The organism is Streptomyces thermolilacinus SPC6 (assembly GCF_000478605.2).
GTDB lineage: Bacteria > Actinomycetota > Actinomycetes > Streptomycetales > Streptomycetaceae > Streptomyces > Streptomyces thermolilacinus.
The window spans coordinates 2696225-2720099 of the sequence record NZ_ASHX02000001.1 but is presented as its reverse complement, the minus strand read 5'-3'; the positions used below and the strand labels follow the sequence as shown (position 1 = coordinate 2720099).

16 protein-coding genes and 3 rRNA genes are annotated in these 23875 nt (G+C 70.5%); 15 read left to right on the top strand and 4 right to left on the bottom strand.

The annotated features are described in order from the left end of the window. Positions 1-37 precede the first annotated feature (37 nt). Positions 38-907 carry a hypothetical protein gene (locus J116_RS11515; RefSeq protein WP_099048230.1) on the bottom strand — a complete coding sequence of 290 codons (870 nt, stop codon included), beginning with the start codon at positions 905-907 and terminating at the stop codon, positions 38-40. 110 nt (positions 908-1017) lie between these two features. Here J116_RS11515 and J116_RS11510 point away from each other — a divergent pair, with 110 nt between their 5' ends. The 4 genes from J116_RS11510 (at position 1018) to ilvD (ending at position 5493) form a co-directional block, all read left to right on the top strand. Next, positions 1018-1947, top strand: a complete 930-nt coding sequence (locus tag J116_RS11510) for a Ppx/GppA phosphatase family protein (protein ID WP_023587222.1) — start codon at positions 1018-1020, stop codon at positions 1945-1947. 59 nt (positions 1948-2006) lie between these two features. Beyond that, positions 2007-2813, top strand: a complete 807-nt coding sequence (locus J116_RS11505; RefSeq protein WP_023587221.1) for a sugar phosphate isomerase/epimerase family protein — start codon at positions 2007-2009, stop codon at positions 2811-2813. Next, positions 2810-3442 (top strand): TetR/AcrR family transcriptional regulator, encoded by a 633-nt coding sequence (locus tag J116_RS11500; RefSeq protein WP_023587220.1) that lies wholly within the window; start codon positions 2810-2812, stop codon positions 3440-3442. The genes J116_RS11505 and J116_RS11500 overlap by 4 nt, the downstream gene beginning before the upstream one ends. 197 nt (positions 3443-3639) lie before the next feature. Then, on the top strand, positions 3640-5493 hold the full coding sequence (ilvD, locus tag J116_RS11495) for a dihydroxy-acid dehydratase (RefSeq protein WP_023587219.1): 1854 nt from the start codon (positions 3640-3642) through the stop codon (positions 5491-5493). 583 nt (positions 5494-6076) lie between these two features. Here the strand turns inward: ilvD and J116_RS11490 are convergent. Further along, on the bottom strand, positions 6077-8395 hold the full coding sequence (locus tag J116_RS11490) for a serine/threonine-protein kinase (RefSeq protein ID WP_023587218.1): 2319 nt from the start codon (positions 8393-8395) through the stop codon (positions 6077-6079). A gap of 158 nt (positions 8396-8553) precedes the next feature. Here J116_RS11490 and J116_RS11485 point away from each other — a divergent pair, with 158 nt between their 5' ends. From J116_RS11485 to proC, 4 genes are all read left to right on the top strand, one after another. After that, the gene (locus J116_RS11485) at positions 8554-8817 is read left to right on the top strand and encodes a hypothetical protein (RefSeq protein ID WP_023587217.1); all 264 of its coding nucleotides are present in this window, start codon (positions 8554-8556) and stop codon (positions 8815-8817) included. Positions 8818-9439: 622 nt separating this feature from the next. Then, positions 9440-10261, top strand: a complete 822-nt coding sequence (locus J116_RS11480; RefSeq protein WP_099048229.1) for an ABC transporter ATP-binding protein — start codon at positions 9440-9442, stop codon at positions 10259-10261. Continuing rightward, entirely contained in the window at positions 10258-10995 is a 738-nt protein-coding gene (locus J116_RS11475) for an ABC transporter permease (RefSeq protein WP_023587215.1), read from the top strand. The genes J116_RS11480 and J116_RS11475 overlap by 4 nt, the downstream gene beginning before the upstream one ends. A 178-nt stretch (positions 10996-11173) precedes the next feature. Continuing rightward, positions 11174-11983: a pyrroline-5-carboxylate reductase gene (gene proC / locus J116_RS11470; protein ID WP_023587214.1), complete on the top strand. Its 810-nt coding sequence runs from the start codon at positions 11174-11176 to the stop codon at positions 11981-11983. A gap of 20 nt (positions 11984-12003) precedes the next feature. On the opposite strand, the gene J116_RS11465 is transcribed toward proC, so the two are convergent. Then, complete coding sequence (locus J116_RS11465) at positions 12004-12639, bottom strand: cysteine hydrolase family protein (protein ID WP_023587213.1); 636 nt, start codon at positions 12637-12639, stop codon at positions 12004-12006. 116 nt (positions 12640-12755) lie between these two features. Between J116_RS11465 and J116_RS11460 the strand changes: the two genes are divergently transcribed. Beyond that, positions 12756-13721, top strand: a complete 966-nt coding sequence (locus J116_RS11460) for a GlxA family transcriptional regulator (RefSeq protein WP_051203714.1) — start codon at positions 12756-12758, stop codon at positions 13719-13721. On the opposite strand, the gene trpS is transcribed toward J116_RS11460, so the two are convergent. Then, positions 13688-14683: a tryptophan--tRNA ligase gene (gene trpS / locus J116_RS11455; protein ID WP_023587211.1), complete on the bottom strand. Its 996-nt coding sequence runs from the start codon at positions 14681-14683 to the stop codon at positions 13688-13690. The two genes, J116_RS11460 and trpS, sit on opposite strands and share 34 nt — an antisense overlap. Positions 14684-15505: 822 nt before the next feature. On the opposite strand from trpS, the gene J116_RS11450 reads away from it, so the two are divergent. The 6 genes from J116_RS11450 (at position 15506) to J116_RS11425 (ending at position 23782) form a co-directional block, all read left to right on the top strand. Further along, positions 15506-17033: ribosomal RNA gene (locus J116_RS11450) — 16S ribosomal RNA — on the top strand. A 313-nt stretch (positions 17034-17346) separates the two neighbouring features. Beyond that, positions 17347-20468: ribosomal RNA gene (locus tag J116_RS11445) — 23S ribosomal RNA — on the top strand. A gap of 75 nt (positions 20469-20543) precedes the next feature. Further along, positions 20544-20660, top strand: a 5S ribosomal RNA gene (gene rrf / locus J116_RS11440). Together the 16S, 23S and 5S rRNA genes form the textbook arrangement of a ribosomal RNA operon. Positions 20661-20732: 72 nt before the next feature. Next, the gene (locus J116_RS11435; protein WP_023587210.1) at positions 20733-21377 is read left to right on the top strand and encodes an HAD family hydrolase; all 645 of its coding nucleotides are present in this window, start codon (positions 20733-20735) and stop codon (positions 21375-21377) included. 43 nt (positions 21378-21420) lie between these two features. Next, complete coding sequence (locus tag J116_RS11430; RefSeq protein ID WP_023587209.1) at positions 21421-22629, top strand: MFS transporter; 1209 nt, start codon at positions 21421-21423, stop codon at positions 22627-22629. Then, on the top strand, positions 22598-23782 hold the full coding sequence (locus tag J116_RS11425) for an acetoin utilization protein AcuC (protein ID WP_023587208.1): 1185 nt from the start codon (positions 22598-22600) through the stop codon (positions 23780-23782). The genes J116_RS11430 and J116_RS11425 overlap by 32 nt, the downstream gene beginning before the upstream one ends. Positions 23783-23875: the final 93 nt, after the last annotated feature.

The window sequence follows — 23875 nt, the reverse complement described above, 5'->3', positions numbered from 1 at the left end:
CGGCGACCGGCGCGCGCCCGGACGACCGCGGTGACCGCTATCCGACGGCAGGCGCCGCCGGTCCCGCCGGGTCCGACGTCCGGGCCTGCCTCGGGGGCCGGGGCGGGGCAGGGTCCGCCGGGTGCGGGGCCACCAGCGGCAGCGAGGACGCCAGCCGCGCCTCGCACAGCCCGACGAGCACGTCGTACGCCGCCTTGCCCATCAGTTCGGTCAGCTCCGGCCGGTACGTGACGTACACCGGCTCGCCCGCGCCGTGCGCCGAGGTCGCGGACGTGCACCACCAGTGCAGGTCGTGCCCGCCAGGGCCCCAGCCCCGGCGGTCGTACTCGCCGATCGACACCTGGAGGACCTTCGTGTCGTCCGGCCGCTCGATCCAGTCGTACGTCCGCCGCACCGGCAGCTGCCAGCACACGTCCGGCTTCGTCTCCAGCGGCTCGCGCCCCTCCCGCAGCGCCAGGATGTGCAGGGCGCACCCGGCGCCGCCCGCGAAGCCCGGCCGGTTCTGGAAGATGCAGGACCCCTGCCAGCGGCGCGTCTGCCGCTCGCCGTCCTCGTCGAGCTGAACCCAGCCCGACTCCGTCCCCTCGTCGTGGAACTGCCACAGCTCGGGCGTCAGCCGGTCCACGAACCCGGCGACCCGCTTCTCGTCGTCCTCGTCGGAGAAGTGGGCGCCCAGCGTGCAGCAGCCGTCGGCGGCGCGGCCCGCCTGGATGCCCTGGCAGCCGCTGCCGAAGACACACGTCCAGCGGGACGTCAGCCACGTCAGGTCACAGCGGAAGACCTGCTCCTCGTCCGCCGGGTCGGGAAACTCCACCCACGCGCGCGGGAAGTCCAGCCCCTTCTCGTCGTCCTCGGGGACCTCCGGCACCGGGGGGACCGCGCCGGGACCGACGACCTCGGCCGTCAGGAGGTCGCGCTTCGTGCCGGGTCCCGTTTTGCCCGGCTTGGCCTTCTTCGTCTTTGGCACCCTCCCAGCGTAGGCGCAGCGCGGCGCGCCGGAGCGGTTAGCGTGCTGGCATGAGACTCGGAGTCCTCGACGTCGGTTCGAACACGGTGCACCTGCTGGTGATGGACGCCCACCCGGGCGCCCGCCCGCTGCCGGCCCACTCGCACAAGGTGGAGCTGCGCCTCGCCGAACTGCTCGACCCGGACGGCTCGGTCGGCGCCCCCGGCGTCGACCGGCTGGTCACGATCGTCGGGGACGCCGTGCACACCGCCGAGGAGAAGGGCTGCGAGGCCGTCCTGCCGTTCGCCACCTCCGCCATCCGCGACGCCGCCAACGCCGACGCCGTCCTCGCGCGCGTGAAGGCCGAGACGGGCGTGGACCTCCAGGTCCTCACCGGCGAGGAGGAGGCCCGGCTCACGTTCCTCGCGGCCCGCCGCTGGTTCGGCTGGTCGGCGGGGAAACTGCTGCTCCTCGACATCGGCGGCGGCTCGCTGGAGATCGCGTACGGCATCGACGAGGAGCCCGACGCGGCCGTGTCCCTGCCGCTGGGCGCCGGGCGGCTCACGGCGGGCTGGCTGCCGGGCGACCCGCCGGACCCTGCCGACGTGAAGGCGCTGCGCCGCCACGTACGCGCGGCGATAGCCCGGACGGTCGGCGAGTTCGCCCGCTTCGGCCGCCCCGACCACGTCGTGGCCACGTCCAAGACGTTCAAGCAGCTGGCCCGGCTCGCGGGTGCGCCCGGCTCCGGCGAGGGCGAGTACGTGCAGCGCGTACTGAGTCGTTCGTCACTGGAGTCGTGGGTGCCGAAGCTGGCCGCCATGACCGTCGAGCAGCGCTGCGGGCTGCCCGGTGTGTCGGCGGGGCGGGCCGCCCAGCTGCTGGCCGGGGCGCTGGTCGCGGAGGCCGCGATGGACCTGTTCGGCGTCGAGGCGGTGGAGATCTGCCCGTGGGCGCTGCGCGAGGGCGTCATCCTGCGACGCCTGGACCACCTCCCCGAGTGACCGGCCGGGCCCGTACCCTTTCCCTCGTGGCAGACGTGGCAGAGCAAGCGGAGCGGCAGGTGGGGCGCCTTCCCCGCGCGAAGGTCGCCCTCTCGACGGCCTCGGTCTACCCGGAGTCGACGGCGACGGCCTTCGAGGTGGCCGCGCGCCTCGGCTACGACGGGGTCGAGGTCATGGTGTGGACGGACCCGGTCAGCCAGGACCTGGAGGCCCTGCGGCGGCTCTCGGACTACCACCAGGTGCCCGTCCTCGCCGTGCACGCCCCCTGCCTGCTGATCACCCAGCGCGTCTGGTCCACCGACCCGTGGGTCAAGCTCCAGCGCGCCCGGGCGGCGGCGGAGAAGCTCGGCGCCTCGACGGTCGTCGTGCACCCGCCGTTCCGCTGGCAGCGGCAGTACGCGCGCGACTTCGTCTCCGGCATCTGGCGGATGGCGAACGAGACGGACGTGCGGTTCGCCGTCGAGAACATGTACCCGTGGCGCTACCGCGACCGCGAGATGCTCGCGTACGCCCCCGAGTGGGACGTCACCAAGGACGACTACCGCCACTACACGGTGGACCTCTCCCACACGGCGACCGCCCGGACGGACGCGATGGCCATGGTGTCCCGGATGGGCGACCGGCTGGGCCACGTCCACCTCGCGGACGGGCGCGGCTCCGCGAAGGACGAGCACCTCGTACCGGGCCGGGGCACGCAGCCGTGCGCCGAGCTGCTGGAGCACCTGGCGCGCACCGGCTTCGACGGGCACGTCGTCATCGAGGTCAACACGCGGCGCGCCATGTCCGCCGCCGAACGGGAGGCCGACCTCGCCGAGGCGCTGGCCTTCACCCGGCAGCACCTGGCGTCGTCGGCCCGCGTTCCGTGACGCGCCCCCAGCCCGGGGCCGGGTCCGCGCCGCGCCGGGGCCGTGGCCGGCCGCCCGCCGCCGAGCGCGCCGACGGGCCCGGCGCCCGCGAGCGCATCCTGGAGGCGGCCCGCGCCGAGTTCTCCGAGCGGGGCTACGACAAGACGTCCGTGCGCGGCATCGCCAAGGCCGCCGGGGTGGACGCGGCCCTCGTCCACCACTACTTCGGCACGAAGGACGAGGTGTTCGCGGCGGCCGTCGAGGTGAGCTTCGAGCCCGCGCTGATCGTCCCCGCCGTGGTCGGCCCCGGCCCGGAGGGCGTGGGGGAGCGGCTGGCCAGGTACTTCCTCGACGTGTGGGAGGACCCGGCGACGCGCGCGCCGCTCCTGGCGGTCATCCGCTCGGCGCTCACCCACGAGGCGGCGGCGAAGGTGCTGCGCGGGTTCGTGCTGCGGCGGCTGCTGGAGCGGGTAGCGCGGGACCTCGACGTACCGGACCCGCGGCTCCGGGCGGAGCTGGCCGCCTCGCACATGATCGGCATCGCGGTCCTGCGGTACGTGATCCAGGTGGAGCCGCTGGCGTCGGCGGAGCCGGAGGCGATCGTGGCGCTGGTCGCGCCGACGTTGCAGCGGTACCTGACGGAGGAGTGACGGGCCCGCGCGGGCGACCGGCGGACGGCCCTCGCGCGGTGACCGGCGGACGGCCCTCGCGCGGTGACCGGCGGACGGCCCTCGCGCGGTGACCGGCAGGCGACCCGGACGTCCCGCTATCCGGACAAGCTGTCCACTTCCTGGAGGGGCGGCGTACGCTCGAAGGAGCCAGTCTCTCTGATGAGGAGCGAGCGACGATGCCCCAGCTGAGGTCCCGCACAGTCACCCACGGCCGCAACATGGCGGGCGCCCGCGCCCTTATGCGCGCGTCCGGGGTACCGGGCGAGGACATCGGCCGCAAGCCGATCATCGCCGTCGCGAACTCCTTCACCGAGTTCGTCCCCGGCCACACCCACCTCCAGCCGGTCGGCCGGATCGTCAGCGACGCCATCCGCGAGGCGGGCGCGATCCCGCGCGAGTTCAACACGATCGCCGTGGACGACGGCATCGCCATGGGCCACGGCGGCATGCTGTACTCGCTGCCCTCCCGCGACCTGATCGCCGACTCCGTCGAGTACATGGTCGAGGCGCACTGCGCCGACGCGCTGATCTGCATCTCCAACTGCGACAAGATCACCCCGGGCATGCTGATGGCCGCGCTGCGCCTCAACATCCCGACGGTCTTCGTCTCCGGCGGCCCCATGGAGTCCGGCCGCGCCACGCTGGTCGACGGCACGGTCCGCACGCTCGACCTGGTGGACGCGATCTCCGACGCGGTCAACGACAAGATCTCCGATGAGGACATCCTCCGCATCGAGGAGAACGCCTGCCCCACCTGCGGCTCCTGCTCCGGCATGTTCACGGCCAACTCGATGAACTGCCTGACGGAGGCCATCGGTCTGTCCCTCCCGGGCAACGGCTCCATCCTCGCCACCCACACCGCCCGCCGCGCCCTGTACGAGAACGCGGCGCGCACGGTCGTCGAGGCGACGAGGCGGTACTACGAGCAGGACGACGAGTCGGTGCTGCCGCGCAACATCGCCACGTTCGCCGCGTTCGAGAACGCCATGGCCCTCGACATCGCCATGGGTGGCTCCACCAACACGATCCTGCACCTGCTGGCCGCCGCGCAGGAGGCGGAGGTGCCGTTCGGCCTGGAGGAGATCGACGCCGTCTCGCGCCGCGTGCCGTGCCTGGCGAAGGTCGCGCCGAACGTCGCGAAGGACCGCACGTACTACATGGAGGACGTGCACCGCGCGGGCGGCATCCCCGCCCTGCTGGGCGAGCTGCACCGCGCCGGACTGCTCAACGAGGACGTCCACGCCGTCCACAGCCCGTCCCTGGCGGACTGGCTGAAGACCTGGGACGTGCGCGGCGGCTCCCCGTCGCCCGAGGCCGTCGAGATGTGGCACGCGGCGCCCGGCTGCGTCCGCTCGGCGGAGGCGTTCTCCCAGTCGGAGCGCTGGGAGGCGCTGGACCTGGACGCGGAGAACGGCTGCATCCGCTCCGCCGAGCACGCCTACTCCAAGGACGGCGGCCTGGCCGTGCTGAGGGGCAACCTGGCGGTGGACGGGTGCGTCGTGAAGACGGCCGGCGTGGACGAGTCGATCTGGACGTTCGAGGGCCCGGCTGTCGTCTGCGAGTCGCAGGAGGAGGCCGTCGAGAAGATCCTGAACAAGCAGGTCAAGGACGGTGACGTCGTCGTCATCCGTTACGAGGGCCCCAAGGGCGGCCCGGGCATGCAGGAGATGCTGTACCCGACGTCGTTCCTGAAGGGCCGCGGCCTCGGCAAGACCTGCGCGCTGATCACCGACGGCCGCTTCTCGGGCGGTACGTCGGGCCTGTCCATCGGCCACGCGTCCCCGGAGGCGGCGTCGGGCGGCACGATCGCCCTGGTCGAGGACGGCGACCGCATCCGCATCGACATCCCGGACCGCGCGATCGAACTGCTGGTGGACGACGAGACCCTGGCGGCCCGCCGCGAGGCGCTGGCGGGCACGTACGCCCCGAAGTCCCGCACCCGCAAGGTGTCGGCGGCGCTGCGGGCGTACGCGGCGATGGCGACGAGCGCGGACAAGGGCGCGGTCCGAGACGTGACCAAGCTCCCCTGACCCCGCGCCCCCCTGCGGGCCGGGACCCGCGCCTCGTGCCGGCCCGGCGCGAGCCGGGACCCGCGCCCGCCCTCCCCGAGGCGGGCCGGGATCCGGGCCCAGGCCCCGCGCCTCTTGTGAGCCCGGTCGGCACTCTGGCCCCGCGCCACTGAGCCCTAGACCCCAGGGCCTTGCCCCGGGGCCTCTGCCCCTGCCCGGCCCGGCGGGTCCGTCGCGGCCGCGCTGCCCCGCGGGCCGCTGCCGCTGTGGGCAGCTGGTCCGCCGGGGGCGGAACGGGTGGGCACAGCGGACTTGCGGGTGACGGTCCCAGCGCCTGCCGCACAGGTGCGGACCCCTCCCGGGCGGGGCACCCCGTTGCGCCCACGCGTTCCGCCCCTCGCGGAACGCCTGCCCACAACGCAGTGGCGGGGCGCCGCGTTGCGCCCACCCCGGCGTGGGGTGGCACCGTGTCGGACCTGCTGCCCACAACGGGGGGACGTCGCACAGAACGACCCACCCCGCAGGCCGCACCCTCCCCGAAGGGCGCGCCCAACGAGCCGCGGGGCCACCCCGCAGGGGCGTACGCCCCGCAAGGGGCGCGGGGTCACCACCCCGCGGGGTCCACCCCGAAGACCACCCCGTCCGGCGCACCGCCGTACACCTTTCCCCCCACCACCACCGGCGCCGCCAGTAACGTCACCACCCCACCAGCCATCCGCGGCCCGCTCTGCCCCACCAGCACCCCCCGCCCCGCGTCGACGCCCAGCAGCCGCCCGTCACCCGCCATCAGGAACACCCGCCCCTCCGCCACCACCGGCCGCGACACCCGCGCCGCCCCGGTCTCCAGCCGCCACAGCTCCCGTCCGCGCCCGGGCCCCGCGCCCAGGTCCACCGCGGCCAGCGCCCCGCCCGACCCGATCACGTACGCCGTGTCCCCGGCCACCACCGCCTGCGCCTGGTCTGCCGCCCCCGACAGCGGAACCCGCCGCACGCCCCGGTCCCGCAGGTCCAGCCGTACCACCGCGTCCGTGTACAGGTCCTTGTCGGCGGCCAGCAGCACCAGCGCCCCGTCCGTCGCCTGCACCGGCGTCAGCGAACCCGGCAGCCGCTTCCGCCACAGCACCGCGCCGCTCACCGGGTCCACGGCGCTGACCAGCGTGGACGCACCGTCCATGGCGACGGACGCGGCGAACACGGGCCCGCCCGCCACCGCCCCGGCCACCCACTGCGCCCGCGCCGACGGCCGCCCGGTCCACCGCTCGGCGCCCGTCGCCGCGTCCAGCGCCCGCACCCGCCCGTCCTCGCGGACGACCAGGACGACGTCCGGGCCGTGCACGACCTGCGCGTACGCACCCAGGTCCACGCCCCACCGCACGGCACCCGACGCCGCGTCCAGCGCCTCCAGCCGGGCGTCGCCGCCCGCCGCCCGGTCGCCGACCACCCGTACGAGCCCTCCGGCCGCCACCACGGCCGTATCCGACCCCTGCACGGCCGGCCCCTGGCCCGGCCCCTCGGCCGGCACCGACCAGGCCACCGTCCCGTCCGCCGGGTCCAGCCGCGCGGCCTTCACCCCGGGCGCGGCGCAGAACAGCGCACCGTCCGAGGCGGCGCACACCGGCGGCCGCTCCGCGTCGGCGCCCGTACCCAGCGGCACGGCCCACGCCCGGAAACTCCGCGCCACGGCGGCCGACCCGGCGTCCCGCACCCCGCCGCCCCGCTCGCCCGCACCCTGTACGGCGATCAGCCCCCCGACGAGCGCCCCGGCCAGCGCGACCCCCGTGGCCACCCACACAAGCCGAGGCCGCCGCACCCGACGAGCCGCACCCCGCCCCCGCGCCGCCCCACCAGCACACCCCGACCCGCCAAGCTCACCCGCGTTCGGCGAACCCCCACCGGCCTCACTCACCCCACCGGCCTCAGCCGCCCCCACACCGCGCCGCCCCAGCCGCCCCCGCTGCTCCGGCACCCGCACCCCAGCCGAACCACCACCAGCACCGGCACCCGCATCCACACCGGCGCCAACACGAGCACCGGCGCCAACGCGAGCACCAGCCCCGACACCCCCACCCCGCACCTCGAGCGCACCCACCACACGCCCGCCCGGCACCCGCAGCGCCGCCATGACCTCCTCGGGCAGCGGCCGCTCGACCGGGTCCTTGGCGAGGCACCGCAGCAGCAGCGGCGCCAGCTCCTCCGGCACGCCCGCGAGATCGGGCTCGTTGTGCACCACCTGGTACGCCACGATGTACGGGCTGTTGGAGTCGAACGGCCCCCGCCCCGTCGCCGCGTGCACCAGCACCGCGCCCATCGCGAACACGTCGGCCGCGGGCCCCACGTCGCGGGGCCGCTGGAACTGCTCGGGCGCCATGAACGGCGGCGTGCCGATCAGCTTCCCCGTCTCGGTGCGCACATCGCTGTCGCTCGGCCGCGAGATCCCGAAGTCGATGACCTTCGGCCCGTCACCGGCGAGCAGGACGTTGCTGGGCTTCAGGTCCCGGTGGACGACCCCCGCCCGGTGGATGTCGCGCAGCGCCTCCGCGAGGCCGGCACCCAGCCTGCGCAGCTCCACCGCGTCCAGCGGTCCGTTCCGCTTGACCCGGTCCGACAGCGTCGGCCCGTCGATGAACAGGGTCGCCATCCACGGCCGCGCGGCGTCCGGGTCGGCGTCCACGACCGGCGCGGTGAACGCCCCGCTGACCCGCCGCGCGGCATCGACCTCCTGCCGGAAACGCGCCCTGAATTCGGGGTCCGCCGCGTGCTCGGCATGGACCACCTTCACCGCGAGGCGCAGCCCGGAGTCGGACGTGGCCAGCCGGACGACCCCCATGCCGCCCGAGCCCAGCCAGTCCTCCAGCCGGTACCTCCCGGCGTACTCCGGATGCTCCGCTTCCGGTACGGGACCGGGGCTGCGCAGCGGCGGCATCGTCCACCCCCGTGTGTGCTCGCTCGGACGCGCGGCGCACGTCCGGCGCGCGCGACGCACGGAGCCTAGTCGATGATGCGTGCGATGTCGGTGTGGCTTGTTAGCCTCCCCCTCGTAGACGCACCCGCATTCGGCGGGCGCCTCGGGGGGAGGCACACATGAGCACGAATTCGGTCAAGCGGTACCCGGTCGCGCCGGGGGTCCAGCTCAACGTCCGCAGCGGCCCCGGCACGCACTACGGCATCGTGAAGACCCTGCCGACGGGCGTGAACGTCCCGATCAACTGCCAGTCGCCCGGCACCTGGGTCACCGGCACGTACGGCACGTCGAACATCTGGGACAACATCGGCAACGGCGAGTGGGTGTCGGACGCGTACGTCAGGACCGGCACCGACGGGTACGTGACGGTGCGCTGCGGCTGACGCGCACGGCGGCGGCGTCGGCCGGCGAGGGATAATCGGCCCCGTGAGCGACCCCACGGACCCGACCGACACCAAGCCCCCGACCGGCCCCGCCGCCGCATCCGGCCCGTCCGGCGCGACCGGCACACCCGGCGGCCCGCAGCCCGAGGCGCTCCGGTTCTTCGGTACGACGTGGGTCGCCCGCGACGGCGGGTACGGGCTGCGGCGCGCCGGTGTCGCCGCCGGGTCCCTGGCGGCGGCGGTGGCGGGCGCGCTCGTCCTGCGTTTCGCGTACGAGGGCCTGGCAATCGCGCAGGTCGGCGGGTTCGTCAACGGCCTGCTGATCGTGATGTTCGCGGTGTGCACGGCCGTCGCGTTCCAGCGCACGTGGGAGGGGTTCGTAAGCCGCCCGGCCGACCCGGCGCGCGAGGAGGCACTGCGCAGCCTGAAGGCCGTCGGCTTCCTCGGCGCGCTCCTCGCCTACTTCGTGCGCTCGCTGTTCGAGGCGCCCGGCGAGAAGCTCGCCCGCGCCGAGTACGAGACGGCCCGCGCCCAGTACGAGAACGGCCCAAGCGCCATCCCACCCCCCTCGCCCCGCCCCACCTCCTTGACGCCCCGCACCCCCGCGTCCACTATTCATCACATGATGAATTCCTCCGGCGCGGCCATCGAAGCCCGAGGTTTCACCGTCGTCCGCGGACCCCGTACCGTCCTCCGCGGCCTCGACTTCTCCGTACCGCCCGGCCGCATCACGGGCCTCCTCGGCCCCTCGGGCTGCGGCAAGACCACACTCATGCGGGCCGTCACCGGCACCCAGGCCAACGTCACCGGCACCCTGAACGTCCTCGGCCGCCCCGCGGGCGACCCCGTCCTCCGCCCCCGCATCGGCTACGTCACCCAGGCCCCGTCCGTCTACGACGACCTGACCGTCCGCCAGAACCTCGCCTACTTCGCCGACGTCCTCCACCCCGGCCGCCGGCACCGCGACCAGCGCGCCGAGGCCGTCACCCGCGCCCTCGCCGACGTGGACCTCACCGACCACGCCGACGCCCTCGCGGGCCGGCTCTCCGGCGGCCAGCGCAGCCGCGTCTCCCTCGCCGTCGCCCTCCTCGGCAGCCCCGACCTCCTCGTCCTCGACGAGCCGACGGTCGGCCTCGACCCCGCCCTCCGCCGCGACCTGTGGGACCTCTTCCACCGCATCGCCGCCGACCGGGGCACCACCCTCCTCGTCTCCTCCCACGTCATGGACGAGGCCGAGCGCTGCCACCGCCTCCTGCTGCTGCGCGAGGGCGAACTCCTCGCCGACGACACGCCCGACGCCCTCCGCCGCCGCAACGACACCGCCACCGTCGAAGAAGCCTTCCTCCGCCTGGTGGACACCGCCGCCGCCATCGCCACCACCGGCCACACCCCTCACCCCGCTCAGGCCCCCGCCAACCACCCCGCCCACGAGGACCAGCCATGAACGGCCGCCGCACCCTGGCCACCGCCGCCCGCGTCCTGCGCCAGCTCCGCCACGACCCGCGCACCATCGCCCTGATGCTCCTCGTCCCGGTGCTGATGATCACGCTGCTCCGGTACGTCTTCGACGGCAGCCCGCGCGTCTTCGACACGGTCGGCGCGTCCCTGCTCGGCATCTTCCCGCTGATCACGATGTTCCTGGTGACCTCCATCGCCACCCTCCGCGAACGCACATCGGGCACCCTCGAACGGCTCCTCGCCATGCCCCTCGGCAAAGCGGACCTGATCGCCGGGTACGCCCTCGCCTTCGGCCTGCTCGCCGTCGTCCAGTCCGCACTCGCCACCGCCGTCGCCGTCGGGGTCCTCGGCCTCGACGTTGCGGGCTCGCCCTGGCTGCTGCTTCTCGTCGCCCTGCTCGACGCGCTCCTCGGCACCGCGCTCGGCCTGTTCGTCTCGGCGTTCGCCGCGTCCGAGTTCCAAGCCGTCCAGTTCATGCCCGCGGTGATCTTCCCGCAGCTCCTCCTGTGCGGCCTGTTCACCCCGCGGGACCGCATGCATCCCGTACTCGAAGCCGTCTCGGACGCGCTCCCCATGTCGTACGCCGTGGACGGCATGAACCAGGTGCTCCACCACCCCGACGTCACCGGCGACTTCGTCCGCGACGCCCTGGTCGTCGCCGGCTGTGCCCTCCTGGTCCTCACCCTCGGCGCCGCCACCCTCCGCCGCCGCACCCCCTGACCCCCGCACCCCCCGACATCCGCACCCGACAACCGTCAGCGACCGAACACCCGGCGCGCCCCACCCGACCACCCCGACGCACCTCGTACCGCCCCTCGGACACCTCCTCCACCACCCCCCGCCCCGGTGGAAGGATGGGCCCAGGCACGTACCAGCGCACGGCGAGGTGAGCAGAGCAATGACCCAGACAGTCGCGGTCCTCGGCACCGGCAAGATCGGCGAGGCCCTCCTCAGCGGCATGATCAGGGCCGGCTGGCCCACCGCCCACCTCCTCGTCACCGCCCGCCGCCCGGAGCGCGCCGAGGAGCTCCGCACCCGCTACGGCGTCGAGGCCGTCGGCAACGCCGAGGCGGCCAAGCGGGCCGACACGCTCATCCTCGCCGTGAAGCCGCAGGACATGGGCCGCCTCCTGGACGAGCTGGCCCACCACATCACCCGCGACCACCTCGTCATCAGCGCCGCAGCCGGCATCCCCACCGCGTTCATCGAGGAGCGCCTCGCCCCGGACACCCCGGTGGTCCGCGTCATGCCGAACACCCCCGTCCTCGTGGACGAGGGCATGTCCGTCATCTCCGCGGGCACCCACGCCACCGGCGAGCACCTCGCCCACACGGAGGAGATCTTCGGCGGCGTCGGCAAGACCCTCCGCGTCCCCGAGTCCCAGCAGGACGCCGCGACGGCCCTGTCCGGCTCAGGACCTGCGTACTTCTACTTCCTCGTCGAGGCGATGACCGACGCGGGCATCCTGCTGGGCCTGCCCCGCGCCCAGGCCCACGACCTGATCGTCCAGGCCGCGATCGGCGCCGCCGTGATGCTCCGCGACAGCGGCGAGCACCCGGTCAAGCTCCGCGAGGCCGTCACGTCCCCGGCCGGTACGACGATCAGCGCCATCCGCGAGCTGGAGAACCACGGCGTACGAGCCGCCCTCATCGCCGCCCTGGAAGCCGCCCGCGACCGCAGCCGCGAACTCGCCTCCGGCAACGGCTGACCCGCACCGCTCCCTGTCGGCTAAAGGCCCCGCAGCACATCCGCCGTCCGCACCACCCGCGCGAACCGGTCCGCGTGCAGCGACACGGCCGTCGCCCGCGCCAGCTCGTCGGCCGTCAGCGTCCACCCGAACGGCCCGGTCGTGTCGAACGTGTGCGTCGCGTCCAGCGGGAACAGCACGTCGTACCCGAGGTTCCCGCCCATCCGGGCCGTCGTCTCGGCGCACATGTTCGTCTGGACGCCGACGACCACGAGCTGCCGCACCCCCGCGCCCCGCAGCCACGCGTCCAGGTCCGGCTCGCCGTAGAACGCCGAGTTCACCGACTTGGTCACCAGCAGCTCGGGCCCGGAGCCCTTGCCCCGCCGCTCCTCCACCAGGTCCTGGAAGCCGTTCCCCGGCTGCCCGGGCCGCAGCGGCGACCGCGGGGACACCGAGTCGTGCCGTACGAACACGACCGGCCGCCCCGACGCCTGCCACGCGTCGATCAGCGCCGCGATGTTCCCCTCCGCCCCCGGGTTGTTCCGCCGCCCCCAGTACGGCTCCGCGAAGCCCTTCTGGACATCGACCACGATCAGCGCGGCATCGGCCGCCACCTCGACCCCGTCCCCGTACCCGTCCTCGATCGCACCGGCCACAACGCTCTCGTTCAGTTCCATGCCGGAAATCCTCCGGCCGCCACCCCGCCCCCACCAGTGGCGGCAACGCCACCCATCGATGACATACGGCCACCACCCCTGGCATCCTCAGGCCCGTGGCCCCCTACCGCGTGGCGATGCTCGCCTTCCCCGGCGTACGCGCCTTCGACGTCTCCGTCATCACCGAGGTCTGGGGCGTGGACCGCGGCGACCGGGGCGTCCCCCCGTTCGAACTGCGCCGCGCCGCCGCCGACCCCACCACCCCCGTCCCGATCCCCGGCGGCCTCGCCCTCACCCCCGACCGGCCGCTCACCTGGCTCGACCGTGCCGACCTCGTCGTCGTCCCCGGCCTCACCGACCCCGACCTGGACATCGACCCGCCCGTACTCGACGCCCTGCGCCGCGCCCACCGCGCCGGCACCCCCGTCGCCGCCCTCTGCGCGGGCGCGTTCGTCCTCGCCCGCGCCGGTCTCCTCGACGGCCGCCGCGCCGTCACCCACTGGTACGTCGCCGACCGCCTCCGCGAACGCCACCCGGCCGTCACCGTCGAACCGAACGCCCTGTTCATCGAGGACGGCGGCCTGTGGACCTCCGCCGGGACCGCGGCGGGCCTCGACCTGTGCCTCCACCTCGTCCGCACCGTCCACGGTGCGGAAACCGCCGCCACCATCGCCCGCGCCATGGTCACCGCCCCGTTCCGCACCGGCACGCAGGCCCAGTTCATCGAGCACCCCACCCCGCGCGCCGACCGCGACGCCGACACCCTCGCCGCCGTACGAGCCCACGCCCTCGCCCACCTCGACGAGCCCCACACCGTCGCCTCCCTCGCGGCCCGCGCCGGAATGTCGCCCCGTACGTTCGCCCGCCACTTCCGAGCGACGACCGGCACCAGCCCCCTGCGCTGGCTCACCGCCCAGCGCGTCGCCGCGGCGCAGAAACTCCTCGAACGCACCGACCACCCGCTCCCCGAGGTGGCCCGCCGCGCGGGCTTCGGCAGCGAGGTCACCATGCGCCAGCACTTCGCGACGCACCTCGCCACCAGCCCGCGCGACTACCGCACCGCGTTCCGTCAGACCGCCGGCAACAGCCCCACCGCCCGGTAGGCCCGGTCCACCACCGGCCGTGCCATGCCGCGCGCCCGCTCCGCCCCGGCCCGCAGCACCCCGTCCACGTACGCCGGATCGGCCACCAGCTCCGCGTGCCGCTCCCGCAGCGGCCGCAGCAGCTCCACCACCGCGTCCGCCACATCCCGCTTCAGCGCCCCGTACGACGCGTAGTCCCCGGCCAGCTCCGCCGGGTCAGCCGCGCCCGTGCACGCGGCCAGCACCTCCAGCAGGTTCGCGAGCCCGGGACGCCCCTCCCGGTCGAACACGACGTCCTGCCCACTGTCGGTGACGGCCCGCATCACCTTCCGCCGCACCACGTCCGGCTCGTCCAGCAGGTAGACGATGCCCGGCCCGCTGTCATCGGACTTCCCCATCTTCGAGGTGGGGTCCTGGAGGTTCATGACGCGCGCCCCGACCACCGGATGCGTCGCCTTCGGCACGGTGAACGTGTGCCCGTACCGCTGGTTGAACCGCACCGCCAGGTCCCGCGTCAGCTCCACGTGCTGCGCCTGGTCGTCCCCCACGGGCACCTCGTCCGTCTCGTACGCGAGGATGTCCGCCGCCATCAGCACCGGGTACGTCAGCAGCGACAGCCGCACGCTCCCGCCCCGCTCCCGCGCCGCCTTCTCCTTGTACTGGATCATGCGCCGCATCTCCCCGTCGGTCGCCGTGCACTCCAGCAGGTACGACAGCCGCGCGTGCTCGTCCACATGACTCTGCACGAAGAGGACGCACCGCTCCGGGTCGAGCCCGGCCGCCAGCAGCAGCGTCGCCGCCTGCCGACTGAGCCGCCGGACCCGCGCCGGATCGTGCTCCACGGTCAGGGCGTGCAGGTCCACGATGCCGAACAGGGCGTCCGCCCGGTGCTGGTCCTCCTCGACCCACTTCCGTACGGCCCCGATGTAGTTGCCCAGCGTCAGATGCCCGGTCGGCTTGACCCCGCTGAAGATCCGCGTCATGTCGCTGTCCCTCTCGCTCCTGGTCGGGACCGCCGCTCCCCACGGCCGCCCCGCCCGGAGGGGGAAACACGAACGGCCGCCGAGGCGGCGGCCGTTGTCTGCATGCGTCAGTACGGGGCCGCCGTCAGGCGGCCCACCACAGAAGGCTGTGCGCATGCGTTGTCATAACGGCACCCTAGCCGGGTAGGGGCGTGGGTTGACAGTGGTGCGGGCCGTGCGTACTGTTCTCCGAGTTGTCCGACGTGAGCGCCGACCCCGGTCGGTCCCCGGACAGCCATTCCGCAAGAAACACCTCCAGCGAGCGACTCACCGTCGCGTCGCTTTTCGTGCGCTTTTGCGGAATGAGGAATCCACGTTCGAGAGAGCGGGAGCCCGATTAGCGTCGGGCTCACGGATTCGCTAAGGTTCACGACGTCGGAACGGCCCAATGGCCGCGAGGACAAACCCCGCTGACTGGGAATCAGGCCCGAAGGGATCTGATAGAGTCGGAACCGCCGGAAAGGGAAAGCGCGAAAGCGAAGAACGGCCCGGCAGCCCGCTCCAGCGGGTGGCAGAAACGGAAAACGGATCTGCTAAGCTGGAAACACCGAAGGGAAGCGCCCGGAGGAAAGCCCGCAGGGGACTGAGGGTGAGTACAAAGGAAGCGTCCGTTCCTTGAGAACTCAACAGCGTGCCAAAAGTCAACGCCAGATATGTTGATAACCCCGTCTCTCTGAGACGAGGTTCCTTTGAAAAAACACAGCGAGGACGCTGAGAACCGGAAGGACTATTCCTCCTTCGGGTTCCGCTCAACGCGAGTGTCACCGGGATAACCCGGAAGCATTCACGGAGAGTTTGATCCTGGCTCAGGACGAACGCTGGCGGCGTGCTTAACACATGCAAGTCGAACGATGAACCCACTTCGGTGGGGGATTAGTGGCGAACGGGTGAGTAACACGTGGGCAATCTGCCCTGCACTCTGGGACAAGCCCTGGAAACGGGGTCTAATACCGGATACGACCACTTCAGGCATCTGATGGTGGTGGAAAGCTCCGGCGGTGCAGGATGAGCCCGCGGCCTATCAGCTTGTTGGTGAGGTAACGGCTCACCAAGGCGACGACGGGTAGCCGGCCTGAGAGGGCGACCGGCCACACTGGGACTGAGACACGGCCCAGACTCCTACGGGAGGCAGCAGTGGGGAATATTGCACAATGGGCGAAAGCCTGATGCAGCGACGCCGCGTGAGGGATGACGGCCTTCGGGTTGTAAACCTCTTTCAGCAGGGAAGAAGCGAAAGTGACGGTACCTGCAGAAGAAGCGCCGGCTAACTACGTGCCAGCAGCCGCGGTAATACGTAGGGCGCAAGCGTTGTCCGGAATTATTGGGCGTAAAGAGCTCGTAGGCGGCTTGTCGCGTCGGATGTGAAAGCCCGGGGCTTAACCCCGGGTCTGCATTCGATACGGGCAGGCTAGAGTTCGGTAGGGGAGATCGGAATTCCTGGTGTAGCGGTGAAATGCGCAGATATCAGGAGGAACACCGGTGGCGAAGGCGGATCTCTGGGCCGATACTGACGCTGAGGAGCGAAAGCGTGGGGAGCGAACAGGATTAGATACCCTGGTAGTCCACGCCGTAAACGTTGGGAACTAGGTGTGGGCGACATTCCACGTCGTCCGTGCCGCAGCTAACGCATTAAGTTCCCCGCCTGGGGAGTACGGCCGCAAGGCTAAAACTCAAAGGAATTGACGGGGGCCCGCACAAGCGGCGGAGCATGTGGCTTAATTCGACGCAACGCGAAGAACCTTACCAAGGCTTGACATACACCGGAAACACCCAGAGATGGGTGCCCCCTTGTGGTCGGTGTACAGGTGGTGCATGGCTGTCGTCAGCTCGTGTCGTGAGATGTTGGGTTAAGTCCCGCAACGAGCGCAACCCTTGTCCCGTGTTGCCAGCAGGCCCTTGTGGTGCTGGGGACTCACGGGAGACCGCCGGGGTCAACTCGGAGGAAGGTGGGGACGACGTCAAGTCATCATGCCCCTTATGTCTTGGGCTGCACACGTGCTACAATGGCCGGTACAAAGAGCTGCGATACCGTGAGGTGGAGCGAATCTCAAAAAGCCGGTCTCAGTTCGGATTGGGGTCTGCAACTCGACCCCATGAAGTCGGAGTCGCTAGTAATCGCAGATCAGCATTGCTGCGGTGAATACGTTCCCGGGCCTTGTACACACCGCCCGTCACGTCACGAAAGTCGGTAACACCCGAAGCCGGTGGCCCAACCCCTTGTGGGAGGGAGCTGTCGAAGGTGGGACTGGCGATTGGGACGAAGTCGTAACAAGGTAGCCGTACCGGAAGGTGCGGCTGGATCACCTCCTTTCTAAGGAGCACTTCTAGACCACGCAAGTGGTCCAGGGGCCAGTACATCAGCGAATGTCTGATGCTGGTTGCTCATGGGTGGAACGTTGACTATTCGGCCAGGCAACTGGGCCGGAGGCTGCTAGTACTGCTCGTAAGAGCGTGGAACGCATGATCTCCGGACAGGGACCGGGTCGGGCGCGCTGTTGGGTGTCTGAGGGTGCGAGCGCTGCTCGCCCTTCGAACGCCGGCCCCAGTGAACTCGCCGCGGTTGCGGTGGGGTGATGGGTGGCTGGTCGTTGCTTGAGAACTGCACAGTGGACGCGAGCATCTGTGGCCAAGTTTTTAAGGGCGCACGGTGGATGCCTTGGCACCAGGAACCGATGAAGGACGTGGGAGGCCGCGATAGGCCCCGGGGAGCTGTCAACCAAGCTTTGATCCGGGGGTGTCCGAATGGGGAAACCCGGCAGTCGTCATGGGCTGTCACCCTTACCTGAACACATAGGGTAAGTGGAGGGAACGAGGGGAAGTGAAACATCTCAGTACCCTCAGGAAGAGAAAACAACCGTGATTCCGGGAGTAGTGGCGAGCGAAACCGGATGAGGCCAAACCGTATGCGTGTGATACCCGGCAGGGGTTGCGCATGCGGGGTTGTGGGATCTCTCTTTCACGGTCTGCCGGCCGTGAGACGAGTCAGAAACCGTTGATGTAGGCGAAGGACATGCGAAAGGTCCGGCGTAGAGGGTAAGACCCCCGTAGCTGAAACATTGACGGCTCGTTTGAGAGACACCCAAGTAGCACGGGGCCCGAGAAATCCCGTGTGAATCTGGCGGGACCACCCGCTAAGCCTAAATATTGCCTGGTGACCGATAGCGGATAGTACCGTGAGGGAATGGTGAAAAGTACCGCGGGAGCGGAGTGAAATAGTACCTGAAACCGTGTGCCTACAAGCCGTGGGAGCGTCGCTCACATCTTCGGATGTGGGTCGTGACTGCGTGCCTTTTGAAGAATGAGCCTGCGAGTTTGCGGTGTGTTGCGAGGTTAACCCGTGTGGGGAAGCCGTAGCGAAAGCGAGTCCGAACAGGGCGATTCAGTAGCGCGCTCAAGACCCGAAGCGGAGTGATCTAGCCATGGGCAGGTTGAAGCGGAGGTAAGACTTCGTGGAGGACCGAACCCACCAGGGTTGAAAACCTGGGGGATGACCTGTGGTTAGGGGTGAAAGGCCAATCAAACTCCGTGATAGCTGGTTCTCCCCGAAATGCATTTAGGTGCAGCGTCGTGTGTTTCTTGCCGGAGGTAGAGCACTGGATAGGCGATGGGCCCTACCGGGTTACTGACCTTAGCCAAACTCCGAATGCCGGTAAGTGAGAGCGCGGCAGTGAGACTGTGGGGGATAAGCTCCATGGTCGAGAGGGAAACAGCCCAGAGCATCGACTAAGGCCCCTAAGCGTACGCTAAGTGGGAAAGGATGTGGAGTCGCAGAGACAACCAGGAGGTTGGCTTAGAAGCAGCCACCCTTGAAAGAGTGCGTAATAGCTCACTGGTCAAGTGATTCCGCGCCGACAATGTAGCGGGGCTCAAGCGTACCGCCGAAGTCGTGTCATTCCAGCATGAGGGCCAACGCCCGCTGGGATGGGTAGGGGAGCGTCGTGTGCCGGGTGAAGCAGCCGCGGAAGCGAGTTGTGGACGGTTCACGAGTGAGAATGCAGGCATGAGTAGCGATACACACGTGAGAAACGTGTGCGCCGATTGACTAAGGGTTCCTGGGTCAAGCTGATCTGCCCAGGGTAAGTCGGGACCTAAGGCGAGGCCGACAGGCGTAGTCGATGGACAACCGGTTGATATTCCGGTACCCGCTTTGAAGCGCCAGCGCTGAACCCAGCGATGCTAAGCCCGTGAAACCGCCGTGTGCGTCTTCGGACAAGCACGGAGTGGTGGAGCCGGTGGCCCAGACTGGTAGTAGGTGAGCGATGGGGTGACGCAGGAAGGTAGTCCAGCCCGGGCGGTGGTTGTCCCGGGGTAAGGGTGTAGGACGTCACGTAGGCAAATCCGCGTGACACATAGTCTGAGACCTGATGCCGAGCCGATTGTGGTGAAGTGGATGATCCTATGCTGTCGAGAAAAGCCTCTAGCGAGTTTCATGGCGGCCCGTACCCTAAACCGACTCAGGTGGTCAGGTAGAGAATACCGAGGCGTTCGGGTGAACTATGGTTAAGGAACTCGGCAAAATGCCCCCGTAACTTCGGGAGAAGGGGGGCCACGCCTGGTGATGGAGTTTACCTCCGGAGCTGGGGGTGGCCGCAGAGACCAGCGAGAAGCGACTGTTTACTAAAAACACAGGTCCGTGCGAAGCCGTAAGGCGATGTATACGGACTGACGCCTGCCCGGTGCTGGAACGTTAAGGGGACCGGTTAGCTTGGATTCGTCCAGGCGAAGCTGAGAACTTAAGCGCCAGTAAACGGCGGTGGTAACTATAACCATCCTAAGGTAGCGAAATTCCTTGTCGGGTAAGTTCCGACCTGCACGAATGGCGTAACGACTTCTCGACTGTCTCAACCATAGGCCCGGTGAAATTGCACTACGAGTAAAGATGCTCGTTTCGCGCAGCAGGACGGAAAGACCCCGGGACCTTTACTACAGTTTGATATTGGTGTTCGGTTCGGCTTGTGTAGGATAGGTGGGAGACTTTGAAGCTGTGACGCCAGTCATGGTGGAGTCGCCGTTGAAATACCACTCTGGTCGTGCTGGATGTCTAACCTGGGTCCGTGATCCGGATCAGGGACAGTGTCTGATGGGTAGTTTAACTGGGGCGGTTGCCTCCTAAAGGGTAACGGAGGCGCCCAAAGGTTCCCTCAGCCTGGTTGGCAATCAGGTGTTGAGTGTAAGTGCACAAGGGAGCTTGACTGTGAGACCGACGGGTCGAGCAGGGACGAAAGTCGGGACTAGTGATCCGGCGGTGGCTTGTGGAAGCGCCGTCGCTCAACGGATAAAAGGTACCCCGGGGATAACAGGCTGATCTTCCCCAAGAGTCCATATCGACGGGATGGTTTGGCACCTCGATGTCGGCTCGTCGCATCCTGGGGCTGGAGTCGGTCCCAAGGGTTGGGCTGTTCGCCCATTAAAGCGGTACGCGAGCTGGGTTTAGAACGTCGTGAGACAGTTCGGTCCCTATCCGCTGTGCGCGTAGGAATATTGAGAAGGGCTGTCCCTAGTACGAGAGGACCGGGACGGACGAACCTCTGGTGTGCCAGTTGTTCTGCCAAGGGCATGGCTGGTTGGCTACGTTCGGGAGGGATAACCGCTGAAAGCATCTAAGCGGGAAGCCTGCTTCGAGATGAGTATTCCCACCTCCTTGAGAGGGTAAGGCTCCCAGTAGACGACTGGGTTGATAGGCCGGATATGGAAGCCCAGTGATGGGTGGAGTTGACCGGTACTAATAGGCCGAGGGCTTGTCCTCAGTTGCTCGCGTCCACTGTGTTAGTTCTGAAGTAACGAACTCCCGTTTGGCTGGTTGAGTTCATCTTCATAGTGTTTCGGTGGTCATAGCGTTAGGGAAACGCCCGGTTACATTCCGAACCCGGAAGCTAAGCCTTTCAGCGCCGATGGTACTGCAGGGGGGACCCTGTGGGAGAGTAGGACGCCGCCGAACAAATATTGGGCCCCGGCCCCGAGAAACCATGTTTCTCGGGGCCGGGGCTTTTTTGCGTCTAGGGTGGCTTCCATGCGCTACGACCTGGTCATATTCGACAACGACGGCGTGCTCGTCGACAGCGAACCCCTGTCCAACGCCATCCTGGCCGGCTACCTCACCGAGCTGGGGCACCCCACCACGTACGAGGACTCGCTCCGCGACTACATGGGCGGGGCCATGCACCGCGTCCACGACACGATCCTCGAACGGACCGGACAGCGCCTGCCCGACGACTTCGACGCGACCTTCCACGCCCGCGTCTTCGCCGCCTTCGAACGCGACCTCACCGCCGTCGGCGGAGTGACCGACGTCCTCGGCAAGCTCACCGCCGACGGCGTGCCCTACTGCGTCGCCTCCTCCGGCAGCCACGAACGCATCCGCGTCGGACACCGCAAGACCGGGCTCGACCTGTGGTTCACACCCGACGTCGTGTTCAGCTCCCAGGACGTCGGCCGGGGCAAGCCCGCCCCCGACCTGTTCCTCCACGCCGCCCAGCGGATGGGCGTCGCCCCCGACCGGTGCGTCGTCATCGAGGACAGCGCCCTCGGCATCCAGGCGGCCCGAGCCGCCGGCATGGACGTGTACGCCTTCACCGCCATGAGCGGCCCCGGCGAACTTCCCGGCGCGAACGGCTACTTCGACGACATGGCCCAGCTCCCCGCGCTCGTCCTGTGACAGACCTGTCCAGCGGCTGACCACCGCCGTACCCTTTCCGGCCATGACCGATGCGCGGCTGCGGCGCGGGCGGCGCGCGCTGACCCTCACGTTCCTCGTCCAAGGCGCCGCGTTCGCGCTGCTCGTCACCCGCATCCCGGCCGTCCAGCAGCAGTACGGCATCCCGGACGCCCTCCTGCCCGCCTACCTCGGCGGAGTGCCCGTGCTCGCCGGGGTCGGCAGCGCCGCGACCGGCGCCCTCGTCGCCCGCGTCCCCGTCACCACCGTCCTGCGATGGGCCCAGCCGCTCGTGCTCCTCGCCCTCGCGGGAGTCGGCCTCGGCACGCGGGCATGGCAGCTGGGCGCCGCCCTCGCCGTGTTCGGCCTCGCCGTCGGCGCGCTCGACGCGTCCATGAACATGCGCGGCGTCACCCTCCAGCAGGCGTACGGGCGGAGCATCGTGCTCGGCTTCCACGCCGCGTACAGCCTCGGCGGCATCGGCGGCGCCACCCTCGCATGGGGCGGCGCCCGGCTCGGCCTGCCGCTCGGCCACTTCCACCCGCCGCTCGCCCTGGCACTCCTGACCGTCGCGCTCATCGCCGGACGGCACCACGGCGGCCGGCCGGACGACCACGGCGCCCGGCGAGCCCGGCAGGGCCACCTCCCCCGGAAGGACGGGCCCGTGCCGTGGGCGGGCCTCCTGCCGCTGTGCCTCGTCATGGCGTTCGCGTACATCGGTGACGCCACCGTCTCCCACTGGAGCGCCACCTACGTCCTGGACACGCTCGGCGGCACCGAGGCGCTCGCCACCCTCCCGTACAGCGCGTACATGGCGACCACCCTCATCGGGCGGGCCCTCGGCGACCTCGCCGTACGGCGGCACGGGCCCGTCGCCGTCGTCCGGGGCGGCGCCCTCCTCGCGTCCGGCGGGTTCGCCGTCGTCGCCCTCGCGCCCGGGCCGTGGACCGGGCTCGCCGGGTTCACCGTCCTCGGGCTCGGGCTGAGCGTGATCGTCCCGCAGACGTTCGCCGCGGCGGGGCAGCACCCCGCCGCCGACACGGCCGTCGCGCGGCTCAACGTGTTCACGTACGCCGGGTTCCTCGTCGGGGCGCCGCTCGTCGGCGCGCTCGGCGAGGCGTGGAGCCCGCGCTGGGCCATGGCGGTACCGCTCGTGCTCCTGCTGGCGACGCTCCCGTACGCCGGGTGCTTCGCCGGGCGCGGCGACCGATACGGTGGCGGTCATGAGCGGCCGCGCACTGTTGATGTGGGATGACGCAGTCACCGGGTACGACTTCGGGCCCGGCCATCCGATGGACCCCGTACGGCTCGGGCTGACCAGGGAACTGGTGAGCGCCCTCGACGTGGACCGGGCCCTCGACGTCCGGTCCGCGCAGCCAGCGGGGGACTCCACGCTGCGGCTCGTCCACCGCGAGGACTACCTCGACGCCGTACGGGCCGCGTCCGCCGACCCGCGCCACGCCGACCAGGCGTACGGGCTCGGCACCCCCGACGACCCGGCCTTCCCCGGCATGCACGAGGCGTCCGCCCGCATCGCCGGGCTGTCCGTCGGCGCCGCCGAAGCCGTGTGGCGCGGCGACACCAACCGGGCCGTCAACTTCACAGGCGGCCTCCACCACGCCATGCCCGGCGCCGCCGCCGGGTTCTGCGTCTACAACGACGCCGCCCTCGCCATCGCCCGGCTCCTCGAACTCGGCGCCGAACGCGTCGCGTACCTCGACGTGGACGTCCACCACGGCGACGGCGTGCAGGCCGTCTTCCAGGACGACCCGCGCGTCCTCACCATCTCCCTCCACGAACACCCCCGCACCCTCTTCCCCGGCACTGGATGGCCCGAGGAGACCGGCGGGCCGGGCGCGGGTGCGGGCAGCGCCGTCAACGTGGCCCTGCCCGCCGGGACCGGCGACGCCGGGTGGCTGCGCGCCTTCCACGCCGTCGTGCCCGAACTCCTCGCCGACTTCCGGCCGCAGGTCCTCGTCACCCAGCACGGCGCCGACACCCACTTCGAGGACCCCCTCGCCCACCTCGCCGTGTCCCTCGACGCGCAGCGGGCCGTCCAACTGGCCTGCCGGGGCCTCGCCGACGAGTACGTCGAAGGCGGCCGGTGGATCGCCCTGGGCGGCGGCGGGTACGCGGTCGTGGACGTCGTACCGCGCTCCTGGACGCACCTCGTCGCCATCGCCGCCGGAGCCGACGTGCCGCCCGAGACGGTCATCCCCGAGGAATGGCGGAGCATCGTGTACGCGCGGACCCGGACGCCCGGGCCCCGGCGCATGACCGACGGCCGGTGGCCCGTCACCTGGCGCGCCTGGGAGGACGGCTACGACCCCGAGGACCGGCTCGACCAGGCCGTCCTGGCCACCCGCAAGGCGGTGTTCCCCCTGCGGGGACTGCTCGTCCACCCGTAGGGGCCCCGCGGGCGCACGCAGGGGCCGCGGCGGGCGTTACGCCGACCGTGCGGTGCCCGGCCGTTCCCGGCGCGGCAGGCGGACCCGTACGGC